Source organism: Aminobacterium mobile DSM 12262 (genome assembly GCF_000526395.1).
Lineage (GTDB): Bacteria > Synergistota > Synergistia > Synergistales > Aminobacteriaceae > Aminobacterium > Aminobacterium mobile.
Genome location: NZ_JAFZ01000001.1, coordinates 907,818 through 919,085 on the forward strand (window position 1 = coordinate 907,818; position 11,268 = coordinate 919,085).

13 protein-coding genes are annotated in these 11,268 nt (G+C 45.1%); 12 read left to right on the forward strand and 1 reads right to left on the reverse strand.

All coding sequences use genetic code 11. The features are described from left to right. The first annotated feature begins 138 nt into the window (after window positions 1-138). The 10 genes from K360_RS0104330 to K360_RS0104375 all read left to right on the forward strand — a co-directional run bounded on the left by K360_RS0104330 (window position 139) and on the right by K360_RS0104375 (window position 9,172). Window positions 139-1,032 (forward strand): DMT family transporter, encoded by an 894-nt coding sequence (locus K360_RS0104330; protein WP_024821961.1) that lies wholly within the window; start codon window positions 139-141, stop codon window positions 1,030-1,032. A gap of 139 nt (window positions 1,033-1,171) precedes the next feature. After that, on the forward strand, window positions 1,172-1,996 hold the full coding sequence (locus tag K360_RS0104335) for a UDP-2,3-diacylglucosamine diphosphatase (RefSeq protein WP_024821962.1): 825 nt from the start codon (window positions 1,172-1,174) through the stop codon (window positions 1,994-1,996). Window positions 1,997-2,067: 71 nt separating this feature from the next. Continuing rightward, entirely contained in the window at window positions 2,068-2,481 is a 414-nt protein-coding gene (locus K360_RS10510; protein ID WP_034326259.1) for a hypothetical protein, read from the forward strand. Window positions 2,482-2,497: 16 nt separating this feature from the next. Then, window positions 2,498-3,028 (forward strand): chromate transporter, encoded by a 531-nt coding sequence (locus K360_RS0104345; RefSeq protein WP_024821964.1) that lies wholly within the window; start codon window positions 2,498-2,500, stop codon window positions 3,026-3,028. Next, window positions 3,028-3,552 carry a chromate transporter gene (locus tag K360_RS0104350; RefSeq protein WP_034326260.1) on the forward strand — a complete coding sequence of 175 codons (525 nt, stop codon included), beginning with the start codon at window positions 3,028-3,030 and terminating at the stop codon, window positions 3,550-3,552. Before K360_RS0104345 ends, K360_RS0104350 begins: the two co-directional genes overlap by 1 nt. Before the next feature lie 34 nt (window positions 3,553-3,586). Continuing rightward, the gene (gene corA / locus K360_RS0104355) at window positions 3,587-4,657 is read left to right on the forward strand and encodes a magnesium/cobalt transporter CorA (RefSeq protein WP_024821966.1); all 1,071 of its coding nucleotides are present in this window, start codon (window positions 3,587-3,589) and stop codon (window positions 4,655-4,657) included. Between the two features lie 42 nt (window positions 4,658-4,699). Further along, on the forward strand, window positions 4,700-5,437 hold the full coding sequence (locus K360_RS0104360; RefSeq protein WP_024821967.1) for an SIR2 family NAD-dependent protein deacylase: 738 nt from the start codon (window positions 4,700-4,702) through the stop codon (window positions 5,435-5,437). After that, entirely contained in the window at window positions 5,434-6,486 is a 1,053-nt protein-coding gene (locus tag K360_RS0104365; protein ID WP_024821968.1) for a hypothetical protein, read from the forward strand. Before K360_RS0104360 ends, K360_RS0104365 begins: the two co-directional genes overlap by 4 nt. Window positions 6,487-6,578: 92 nt before the next feature. Further along, complete coding sequence (locus K360_RS0104370; protein WP_024821969.1) at window positions 6,579-8,474, forward strand: YgiQ family radical SAM protein; 1,896 nt, start codon at window positions 6,579-6,581, stop codon at window positions 8,472-8,474. After that, window positions 8,471-9,172: a hypothetical protein gene (locus K360_RS0104375; RefSeq protein ID WP_024821970.1), complete on the forward strand. Its 702-nt coding sequence runs from the start codon at window positions 8,471-8,473 to the stop codon at window positions 9,170-9,172. The genes K360_RS0104370 and K360_RS0104375 overlap by 4 nt, the downstream gene beginning before the upstream one ends. Window positions 9,173-9,174: 2 nt before the next feature. Here the strand turns inward: K360_RS0104375 and K360_RS0104380 are convergent, their stop codons facing one another. Then, window positions 9,175-10,101 (reverse strand): DMT family transporter, encoded by a 927-nt coding sequence (locus K360_RS0104380; protein ID WP_024821971.1) that lies wholly within the window; start codon window positions 10,099-10,101, stop codon window positions 9,175-9,177. 424 nt (window positions 10,102-10,525) lie between these two features. Between K360_RS0104380 and K360_RS0104390 the strand changes: the two genes are divergently transcribed. Further along, window positions 10,526-11,011, forward strand: coding sequence for a Na+/H+ antiporter subunit E (locus tag K360_RS0104390; protein ID WP_024821973.1), 486 nt, complete (start codon window positions 10,526-10,528; stop codon window positions 11,009-11,011). 14 nt (window positions 11,012-11,025) lie between these two features. Next, window positions 11,026-11,268 carry a monovalent cation/H+ antiporter complex subunit F gene (locus K360_RS0104395; protein ID WP_034326581.1) on the forward strand — a complete coding sequence of 81 codons (243 nt, stop codon included), beginning with the start codon at window positions 11,026-11,028 and terminating at the stop codon, window positions 11,266-11,268.

The following is an 11,268-nucleotide window of genomic DNA, read 5'->3' on the forward strand; positions in this document are numbered from 1 at the left end:
ACTATGCCACTCTTTCTCGTTTTAGGGAAGTAAAAACTACCTAAATCGTAAAATTTACTCTCTTTTTTGAAAAAGCTCTTTTTCTATTCTTTTTATCGTGATAGGCTGTACTTAATATCAAATCACAAAGAGGGTATTATGACAATACATTTAAAAAATGAAAAACCATTCATTCCACCTTTTATTGTCTTAACGTTGGGAATAGCCGCCATATCTACAGGAGCCATTTTTGCCAGGCTAGCAGATGGCGTCCACCCTCTTGTCATCGCAGCATACCGAGTGGGGTTGGCCTCCCTTATCCTCTGTCCTCTGGCCGGGCTACGTTGTAAAAAAGAAATCTCCCTTTTACAACCAAGGGAGTGGTGGGCTCTTTGTTTGGCAGGAATATTTTTAGCGCTGCACTTTGCATTTTGGATATCATCGCTGTTTTATACTTCAGTAGCTAGCTCTGTTGTTATTGTAGATACAATTCCTGTCTGGACAGCTATACTCTCTCCTATAGTGACAAAAGATTTAGTGCGCAAAAAGACAAAGATAGGCATAGCAATTGCTTTTGCAGGGGGAGTGATTATCAGTTTGGGGGATTTTTCCCTCGGCGAACAGGCCCTATGGGGCGACTTTTTAGCTCTTCTGGGGGCGTGGACGGCTACATGCTATTTTCTGTGTGGCCGGATAGCACGACGAAAAATCTCGTTGCTTACCTACACCTCTCTTTGTTATGGCATAGCTGCCCTCTGTCTCTGGAGTGTTATATGTGTGAAAGGGGTGCCGGTACGGGGTTTTGACCTCTCTGTATGGGGCGCTTTCTGGGGAATGGCTCTGATCCCCCAAATACTTGGGCATAGCAGTTATAATTGGGCTCTTCGGTATGTCAATCCTGGTGCCGTGTCTGTAGCTCTTCTTGGAGAGCCGGTGGTCAGCTCTTTCCTGGCGTGGCTGATTTGGGAAGAGGCAGTGGGAAAGGCTGTTTATAGCGGAGGAGCGTTAATTTTGCTTGGCATATATATTGTCTCTCGAAGTGAGGCCGCATAAGGAGATTTCTCGGAGCGAAGCCTCATAAGTAGGTCTCTCGGAGTGTGATGCTTCATAAGAAGTTTTCTCGGAAGCGAGGCTTTAGAAGAGGGATGAGCTTGCCTTTTTATTCCGGACGAAAAGGAGAAGATGAGACATTATGGAATACCGCTCTGTTTTTATTTCAGACGCACATTTGGGAAGCAGATGGAGCAAAGTTGAAGAATTGGCCTCTTTCCTTTCTTCTATTATTTGTGAACGTCTCTATTTAGTGGGGGACATTCTCGATGGATGGAAATTTAAACACGACGCTCTGAAGAGTCGCTCGGCTTATTACATCCTTCAGCTGCTTTTAAAGTTGTCAGAAAAGATGGAGATCATCTATATTCCCGGCAATCATGACGATTTCCTTGACCAATATGAAGGAACAACTTTGGGCGGAATACACATACGCAGAGAGGTTGTGCATATTGCTGCTGATGGTCGGAAATATTTGGTTGTGCATGGAGATGAATATGATGGCGTGTCCAGTCATACTCATTGGCTTGCCAGAGCGGGAAATGTCGCATATGAAGCGACGTTATGGTTTAACGAAGGGATTAGCGGACTCTTTTCTTTTGCAGGGAAAAGACCTCGCTGGTCATTTTCTCGATGCCTCAAACGGGGAGTGAAATCCATAGTGAAACGTATGAGCGGCTACGAGAACAAAGTTTTGAGAGCAGCAGAGCTGCGAGGGTTAGATGGCATTATTTGCGGGCATATTCATTATCCTGCCATGAGGCGGATCAAAGACATTTTATACTGCAACACGGGAGATTGGCTTGAAAGTTGTTCTGCCGTCGTGGAAGATCGAAGCGGAGCCTTAAGATCTTTTTATTGGCGTCCATTTTTTACTCCAGCCCAACAGGCGTTGGATCTTCCTAAAATAACAAGCCTTTTCCCGTTGTCAGAGATACCGTTACCTTTCCTCAGCTGCAAAAGTTAATACTATTATGTAAAATTGCTTTGTATATTAACGAGAGGATGTAATAATATCTCTGCCGAGGGTAAAGAAAAATGAAGACGTCTTATTTTGCTCATAAAAATATTATTGCGAATCCTCATGCAGTGGCGATTTGTCGCGGAGTTCCCAAATGGTTTCATGGAAGAATCTACTCACCATTGGCCCCCTCTTGGGATTTACTCCTCTATTGCAAAAAAAATGCGCTATCACCCCTTCTTTGCGCGCGAAGCTATTTTAAGGAAGTGCTTTACGCACTTGATCCATGGACCGTCTACAATGAAATAGGTGCTGAAGCTATCCTTTTATGCTGGGAAAAACCTGGCGAGTTTTGTCACCGTCGCATTGTGGCGGCTTGGTTCGAGTGGCACTTGAAGGTGAACGTCCCCGAACTAGGGTATGAAAACCTTTTGTTTGAAGATAATACAATAGACATGGAAAGCATCATGAACGATAGGAGTCATCTTTAGAAGGAGCTGACGTATTATGACGCCCTGGCAACTCTTTAAAATGTTTTTCAAAATAAGCTCAGTCACCTTTGGGGGCGGAGTTGTAATCTTGGGAATGGCTGAAACGGAAATACGGAAACGAGGGGATATGGACGAAAAAACCTTGCTCGACATTGTTAGCCTTTCTGCCGCCATGCCTGGACCTATCGCTGTTTCCTCCTCTTTCCTTATAGGGAAACATTATTGTGGAATTTCAGGGGCTGTAATGGCGATTCTAGGAGTGTTGGTCCCCCCTTTTACTGTAATTCTTCTGCTCTCTAATTTCGTTCTTGCCCATCAGCATTCCCCGGCTCTAAAAGCTTTTTTCCTTGGAGTTATCTGTGCCGTGGCCGCTCTGATTTTTAATGTGGTGGCGCGCCAGTTAAAAAATATAATTTTCCCCGATATAGTAAATTTACTTCCATATGCTCTCGTTATCCTTCTCATTACGTACCTCCATGTTCACCCTCTCTTTGCCATTGCCGCAGGAGTGGTTGTCCAATGGTTTAGGAAGGAGGGGAAGGCATAATGAAGCTTCTGTTATTGGCTTTAGCCTTTGCTCGCATTGGAGTGGGGGCTTTTGGCGGAGGGATCTCTACTATCCCCCTTATCGAACACGAGCTTGTGGTCAATTATGGCTGGCTTTCCCCTAGCGAGTTTAGCCAGGTTCTAGCGTTAGCCCAGGTTACTCCAGGTCCAATAGCTATTAATGCAGCGACCTTCGTGGGGGTTCAGCAGGCAGGGATTATAGGAGCTTTTGTTGCAACTCTCTCTGTGGTTTTAGCGCCATTGACAATATTGCTCATAGTGCTTCTTATTATGAAGAAGAGCTCAGATCGGGGCGTTGAACATTTTAAGGCTTCTTTGCGGCCGGCAGTAGGGGCTCTTTTGACGTTAGCCGTTATTCCCCTTATGAAAACCGCTTTATCTCAGTGGAAAGGCGCCGTTCTTTTCGCAGTAGGCCTTGCGCTTTTTCAGACGAAGTTCTTTAAAGACCGCCCCCCGTTGATGTTCGTACTTTTCGGCCTTATAGGCTTGGTTGTTTTTCGATAGGATCAAATCCATATTCAGGCTAAGGAGGAGGGTTATGACCGTAAAAGGGAAACACAACCCCAGAACTGCAAAGACAGGGCTTCCGCCAGGAAGCCTCGTACATGTAGGTGAGCAGAAAACGAGACAGACGTCGTTGCGTTTCATGCAGTATAGCGAAAATATATTTACAGAAAAATCTTTATCCAGCCTTGATGAATTTGATAAAAATGTCGTAGAAGACACAGAGGTATGGCTCGATATAATGGGGATACATGATATTCCAGTTGTGGAATCTATTGGCGAAAGGTTTTCCATTCACCATCTTGTGTTAGAAGACATTCTAAACACGGAGCAGCGCCCTAAAGCCGAAGATCATGACGCATTCGTATATGTCATCCTTAAAATGCTCGATATAGACCCTGTCTCTTTGAAAATACGAGTTGAGCAGGTCAGCCTTATTCTGGGAAATAACCTCATCCTATCTTTTCAGGAAGAGCCAGGAGATGTTTTTGATCCTGTCCGAGAGCGAATTCGCAGTGCTGCTGGACGGTTTAGGCGTCTTGGCGCAGATTACCTCCTTTACGCTCTTATGGACGCTATTGTCGATAGATATTTTGTTATTCTGGAGTGCATAGGGGAGAGTATAGAGGAGATAGAAGAGGCTTTGCTCGAAAATCCTGACGCCCATTCCATACACGACCTCTATCTGAGGAAGAGAGAGCTTCTGACGTTGCGACATGCCGTATGGCCATTGAGAGAGGCGGTCAATTCGCTGCGAAAAACAGACAATCGTTTGATACAACCAGAAACGTTGGCCTATTTCGAAGACCTTTACGATCATGTTATTCAAGTTATAGACACGGTGGAAACATTTCGGGAAACAATTGCCAGTATGCTTGATCTCTACCTCTCTTCTTTAAGCAACCGAATGAACGAAGTGATGCGCGTTTTAACAGTCATCTCCACACTTTTTATCCCCCTAACCTTTATAGTAGGTGTATATGGCATGAATTTTAAATATATGCCGGAACTCGATTGGAAGTGGGGATACATATTTGTTTGGTTGCTTATGGGCCTTATTATAAGTGGGATGGGTATGTGGTTTAAGCGCAAAAAGTGGTTTTAACTTCTGAAGGGGCTGTTTGTTTTTAGGGAGGTGTCAGTAAACATGTACGGGAATTTAGCTGATACCATCAGCTCAGCGCGTTCCCTTGTGGCCTTCTCCGGGGCAGGAATGAGTACGGAGTCGGGGCTTCCTGATTTCAGGTCTTCCAAAGGGCTCTGGGCACAGTACGACCCAATGGCGCTTGCATCTGTCCATGCAATGGAAAACAATCCTGGAGCGTTCCTCGACTTTTATCGTTGCAGAATCAAGGCTTTAAAGAAAGCGGCGCCTAATCGTGCTCATTATGTGCTGGCAGACTGGGAGAAAAGAGGACTTTTGAAGGCGGTCATTACGCAAAATGTAGATGGCCTCCATCAGGAAGCCGGCTCGAAAGCGGTAGCGGAGCTTCATGGAAGTCTGCGTCGAGCTAGGTGCCGAAAGTGTTCTCATGAGGGTTCTTCCGATCTTTTGTTGCACGAAAAATCGTGCCCCCTTTGTGGAGGGTTTCTTCGCCCAAGCGTTGTCCTTTTTGGAGAAGCTTTGCCTGAAGAACCTTTAAATGAAGCTCAGAAACTTACTGCCACTAGCGATGTCTTTATCGTTCTCGGCTCGTCTCTCAACGTGTCGCCTGCCAACCTGTTCCCTGTGGAGGCGGTTCGACATAAAGCGACGCTTATTATTATTAATCAGGAACCGACTCTCTATGACGACGTGGCTTCTTTTGTAGTGCGGGAAAATCTTGTGGAAGTATTAGTCCATCTCCACAGAATTATTTTTAGAGAAAGAGGGGGCGCTCTATGATTAACCTCATTCGGAAAGGGGCTCCCGTCCTGATCTTAAAAGGGGATAAAGATCGGATTATAACGTGGCTTCAGAAGCGTTTTGGCACCGCTATACTTTCTTTGCAGAATATGTCTTTTGAAGAGACGGTTGCTTTCGTGAAGCAAGAAGAAACGGCTCTTTATGTAAGCAATAGTCGTGATACCTCGAGAACTCTTCCTACCATCCTCGTTACGACAAGTCACCCAGATAAAATCTTAGAGCGCATTATCAACGAAAATGCTACCGAAATGATCGAATGCGTGGAGAGGCTCCCGCGAGTCATCTTTTTTCGGGTCTTTGGGGACTATCGCACTGTCATTAAAGAGATACAAAATGATTTTGGCGGACGTTTAGGGAAAATTGGGCCGGAACTGCTTTTTGTGTCGGAGAATAGTGGAGTCCCTGTCTGTTTTACAGAAAAATCCTTGAAAAAGAGCATTGCATTAACGAAGGGGGATGTTTTTGAAGACATACTTTATATAGATATGCCTTTTGAAGAACTCTTCCGCAGATTGAATAATAGGGCTCTCCACTATTTCAATGCAGGTTTGGGATACCGGGATTGGAACGTAATGGAAATTCGTCTCTACGATGCAGACCTGCAATATTGGCTCCATAGCCGCCGGCTCAGATTGGCTCTTGAAGCTTTGGAAATAGGCATGATTATTGGGGAAGGATGGGGAAAAGACTACGCCCACATCCTTATGCCCGTTTCTGTCTACTGTATCCGCATTCTGACTTTTTGGGAACCTAAAATTGTAAAGCGGGCTTTAATGGGTCTCGAATATACAGAGGCTGGCAAGCGTTTTGTAGACCTTGATCTTTACTATAACCGTAAAAAGTTTTCCTGGGGAGAAGTTCCAGGGGGAGAGATAATGCCGAGAAGTGAGCGGGAACGGCCTCGAACAACACTGTCTATGGCTTTTCGTAAAGAGATCATGCAGACGATCCTTCCAGAGGAACGGCAGGAAATAGAAAATATTGAACGGGCGATTCTTGAAAAAATTCCTAAGAGAAACGATGTTTAGTATACCCTGTCTCGTATGTCAAGGTAGAGAAAAGTCTGTGGTAGAATACGCTTACTACTTTTTTGTTTCTATGTTTGAAAGGAGAAACTTTTTTGACTCAGACTTTTTTGCCAGTATCCAAGAAGGATATGCGGGCCCGGGGTTGGGATGAACTGGATTTCCTTTTCATCAGCGGTGATGCATACGTAGATGATCCAAGCTTTGGTCATGCCATTATAACCAGGATTCTTGAGAGAGAGGGGTATCGTGTAGGAATTATCCCTCAACCAGATTGGCATAATGTAAAAGATTTCGAGCGTCTCGGCCGTCCTCGCCTCGGCGTTATGGTTTCGGCAGGGAACCTCGACTCTATGCTCAATAAGCTGACAGCCTCGAAAAAGAGCAGGAGTACAGATAGCTATTCTCCTGGCGGGAAACGGGGATACCGACCGGACCGGGCTACAATCGTATATTGCAACCGCATCCGCGAGCTCTGGGGTGATATTCCTATTGTTATAGGGGGTATCGAGGCAAGTTTGCGGCGATTTGCCCATTATGATTATTGGTCTGATACTGTTCGCCGCTCAATCCTGATCGATAGTCAAGCAGATATTTTAGTGTACGGCATGGGTGAAAAGCAGATAATCCAGGTAGCATCCCTCCTTGAAAAGGGATTGCCTGTATCTGAAATACAAGATATAGCCGGGACATGCTATAAAACTCGTACTCTTGAGCGGCTCTGGGATTATGAAGAGTGTCCATCCTTTGAGGATGTGTTTCGAGATAAAAAAGCTTTTGCCGATGCGTTTCGTATCCAATATCTGGAGCAAGATCCTATTCGCGGAAAGATTGTCGTTCAACGTCACGAGACCTTTTATGTGGTACAGAATCCGCCGGTGTTACCTATGACGACGCAAGAATTAGACGAAGTATATGAGCTTTCTTATATGCGCACGTGGCATCCTATGTACGCTAAAGACGGGGGAGTTCCTGCCATTCAGGAGGTACGGTTCAGTATCACAACTCATCGCGGTTGTTTTGGGGACTGCGCTTTTTGTGCTATAGCGTCTCATCAAGGAAGAATGATACAAAGTCGCTCGGAGGAGTCTATTTTGCGAGAGGCGAAATTATTGACCACTCTTCCGGATTTTAAAGGATATATCCATGACGTAGGCGGCCCTACAGCAAATTTCAACTCTCCATCATGTCAGAGCCAGATGGAGCGGGGCACATGTAAAAATAAGCAGTGTCTTTCCCCTGAACCGTGTAAAAACATGAAGGCAGATCATGAGGGGTATATCCATCTTCTGCGTCAGATACGAGCACTTCCCCGAGTGAAAAAAGTCTTTATTCGGTCGGGCATACGTTTCGATTATTTATTGGCGGATAAAAAAGGAAACTTTTTGGAAGAGCTTTGTCGGTATCACGTTAGCGGGCAGCTGAAAGTTGCGCCAGAACATGTATCAGATACAGTGCTTCGTCTTATGAGAAAATCTAGCGGGAATGTCTATAAAAAGTTCATGAATCAATATGAGGCCATGAACAAAAAGTTGGGAAAGAAGCAGTACCTTGTTCCGTACTTTATATCGAGTCATCCAGGGGCGGGCTTGAAAGAGGCTATTGAACTTGCCGAGTTTGTGCGAGATCTTGATTTTATGCCAGAACAGGTACAGGATTTTATACCGACGCCCGGGAGCCTTTCTACATGTATGTATTACACGGGTATAGACCCATTAACGGGGGAAGAGGTATACGTCCCCCGAACAAATGAAGAAAGAAAAATGCAGCGTGCCCTTTTGCAGTACCGGAAGCCATCAAATCACCGACTTGTTCGCGAGGCCTTAGCGATCGCGCATCGGGAAGACCTGATAGGGTGGGGAAAAAATTGTTTAGTTCCTCCCGAAGATCACGCACAGCCTAAAACTCCCGTTACGTCCTCTCGATCTTCGAAAGGGGCTAAGAATGTCCGCCGCCAGAGGCGTGGTGATAGGAGGCGCAGAAAACCGTGAGAAAGCCTTTAAAAACCTATCGCTTTGTGTTGATATGCATAGGAGCGCTTAGTATTTCTTTATGTGGAAGTTTATGGTATCTGGCTACTCAGGGGGACGTTGGTGAATCTTTTTCTGAGGATGCCCCCCCTGTTTCTCCTCCTCAGCATCCTGTTAAGCCACCTGTTTTAGAGATGGGTTTAGACGAAAATGGAACGAATACCCAACACGATGCTCTTCAGGTGGCTCCTGCAACGCCTGCATTACCTACACCATCAGCACCGACGCCCACCTCGCTGGAAGATATAGAAAACGCCATTGTATCTCCGTCAGATTCTCCGTTGCTCCCTCGACAAAAAACACGGGAAGAAGAGTTGAGAGAGCTAAAAAACTATATACGTCCCAAAGAGGCATCAAAGGAAAACATGGTTTCTATTCCTGTAGCTGATAGTGTCATTAAGAAGGGGAAGGAACTTAAAGAATCTATAGAGGGAGAGGCAAAAGATGCTATGCAAGAAACGTTTGACGTTCTCCCAGGCATTGCTGCAGAAGTAGAGGAAGCGGAACTAGGCGTGCAGGGCAATAAAGTGACTATAAAATTCTCTATGCCGGCAGATAGAGTTAAGATATTTGGCGAGCTACCGTCGGAGCCCCCTAAAAAGAAGCACATAACCTCAGACGACGTGTCGTCCGACGATGTGCATGCTGGCAAAGAATAGCATTAGCTTTTCGCTGTTTCCTTTCCTGAGGCAGCGATAAAACGTTGAAATATGAGAGGGGCCGCTTCAGTGAGAAGTACGGCTATAAAAATAAGGACACAGCCGGCAGTCATGTGAGCTGTAAAGGTTTCGTTCAAAAGTAAAATGCCTGCAAGAGCTCCAAAAACAGATTCAAGGCTCAGTAAAATAGCAGCGTGAGACGAGGGGGTAAATTGCTGAGCCGCGTTTTGCACAGATAGGGCGAAGACAGTACAAAGAAGCACAGTGAAAGCAATGTCTCCCCAAGCGCTTGGGGCTACAGCTACAGGCCAAGTCTCGAAAAAGAGGGCGCAAAAGATACTCAATACGGCTGTCGTCCCGATTTGAAGGGCGGTTAGAGCGAGAGGGTCAATGGAGGCTGCAAAATATTCAATGGCCAGAATATGGCAGGCAAAGAAAAATGCACAAGCTATGGTAAGGAGGTCTCCCCTGTTAAGATTTAAAAGAGCCTCCCCATCTCCTTGAAGTGAGAGGAGTCCCATTCCTACGAGACAGATGAACGAAGAAACAAAAGTTAGAGTTCCGGGGAAGATTTTTCGTATCGCCCATGAAAGAAAAGGTACCATAACAACATAGGTAGAGGTGATGAAAGCCTGTTTTCCCGCTGTAGTATACTCTAGCCCTATAGTTTGAGTCACGAACCCCAGGAAGAGAAAAACGCCTACGAGGAGGCCGGAACGAATCTGTTTTATTGTGAGCGTTTCAAGTCTCTTGCGAAAAAGAAGGGCTAAAATGAAAAAAGAGGCTGTGAAACGCACAGAGAGAAGGTAAAATGGAGGGAAGCTGTCTAAGGCACCTTTCATTGCCACAAAACCAACGCCCCAAAAGAGGGCAATGAGAACCAGTGCGCTATCAGCAAATAAAACTTTATATCGAGTTAATAAAGACATACATGTCACTCCTCATCTATTTTAAACGAAAAATACGAGTCGCATCTTTTGAGTTTGTAGGCACAACGTAAAACTGACAAGAAAAAACATAGGATAAGTGAACTAAAGTTTCAAAAACAAAATCTTGATACATTATCTCATGTTTAGTGTTGATAATAAAGGGTTACATGCCAGTACGTAAGGTGTTTGAGTGCGGTTCCACGCAGGTAATAGTAAGAAGTGAGGGAAATGGTGTTGAGCTTGAGCTGCTCCTCCTACATGTCCGTTGTTATATGCTAGTGTTGGCGAGGAATGAGGGGGATATATGGGATAAACTTTTATTTACAAAGAAAAGTTTCACGGAGTATAATGTATGCGCGAAATATATCAATCTTGAGACAGGGAAAAAACTGTTCTCCATCAAGTAAAAGGGGGGTTGTCATAGGTGTTTATTTTTATAGCTTCCTTTCTGATGTATTTGCTGCTCGTGTGGTCTGGTGGAAGCATTAGTTTAGTTGAGATAGGGATTGGTGCGATTCTGGCGACGATCCTCGCTTTTGCGTCTCACACGTGGAGCCCTTCTAAGCCGCTCAGTTTTAAAGCGCTGAATCCTCTAAAATGGTTAACCTTTCTTTATTATCTTTTAGTTCCTTTTGCCATAGGGCTCATTAAGGCTAATATCGACGTGGCGACTCGAGTTATAACAGGAGATATACATCCCGGGATCGTGAAACTAAACCCAGGGCTGAAGAGCGACGTGGCCAAAACCATTCTGGCTGATTCCATAACGTTAACTCCAGGAACATTAACGGTGGATGTAGATGATGATGGGGCTTATTACATCCATTGGATTAATGTATTGGATGTTTCTCCAGAGGAGGAACAAGTGTACGGTTCTTTCGCTCGGTGGGCAAGGAGGTTGGCGGATTGAGTATCCAGCTATTAATGTGGGGAGCTATGGTGCTCGGAATTCTTGCTATTGTTATTTTCGGTCGTCTTATCGCTGGTCCGACGATTCCAGACAGAGCTGTTGCCCTCGATACGGTGAACACTCTCGTTGTGGCCATTATGATCTTGCTGTCAGCTGTTTTCGATTCAGTAGTAATGATAGATGTGGCCATCGTTTATGCAGCTCTTTCCTTCGTGGGAACGATGTTTATTGCCCGTTTCATAGAAGGAGGGATGTAG

What these genes read in the sequence shown, in the direction of transcription:
- K360_RS0104330 (WP_024821961.1), top strand. Translation starts at nt 139, where the DNA reads ATGACAATACATTTAAAAAATGAAAAACCATTCATTCCACCTTTTATT.
- K360_RS0104335 (WP_024821962.1), top strand. Translation starts at nt 1,172, where the DNA reads ATGGAATACCGCTCTGTTTTTATTTCAGACGCACATTTGGGAAGCAGA.
- K360_RS10510 (WP_034326259.1), top strand. Translation starts at nt 2,068, where the DNA reads ATGAAGACGTCTTATTTTGCTCATAAAAATATTATTGCGAATCCTCAT.
- K360_RS0104345 (WP_024821964.1), top strand. Translation starts at nt 2,498, where the DNA reads ATGACGCCCTGGCAACTCTTTAAAATGTTTTTCAAAATAAGCTCAGTC.
- K360_RS0104350 (WP_034326260.1), top strand. Translation starts at nt 3,028, where the DNA reads ATGAAGCTTCTGTTATTGGCTTTAGCCTTTGCTCGCATTGGAGTGGGG.
- corA (WP_024821966.1), top strand. Translation starts at nt 3,587, where the DNA reads ATGACCGTAAAAGGGAAACACAACCCCAGAACTGCAAAGACAGGGCTT.
- K360_RS0104360 (WP_024821967.1), top strand. Translation starts at nt 4,700, where the DNA reads ATGTACGGGAATTTAGCTGATACCATCAGCTCAGCGCGTTCCCTTGTG.
- K360_RS0104365 (WP_024821968.1), top strand. Translation starts at nt 5,434, where the DNA reads ATGATTAACCTCATTCGGAAAGGGGCTCCCGTCCTGATCTTAAAAGGG.
- K360_RS0104380 (WP_024821971.1), bottom strand. Translation starts at nt 10,101, where the DNA reads ATGTCTTTATTAACTCGATATAAAGTTTTATTTGCTGATAGCGCACTG.
- K360_RS0104395 (WP_034326581.1), top strand. Translation starts at nt 11,026, where the DNA reads ATGTGGGGAGCTATGGTGCTCGGAATTCTTGCTATTGTTATTTTCGGT.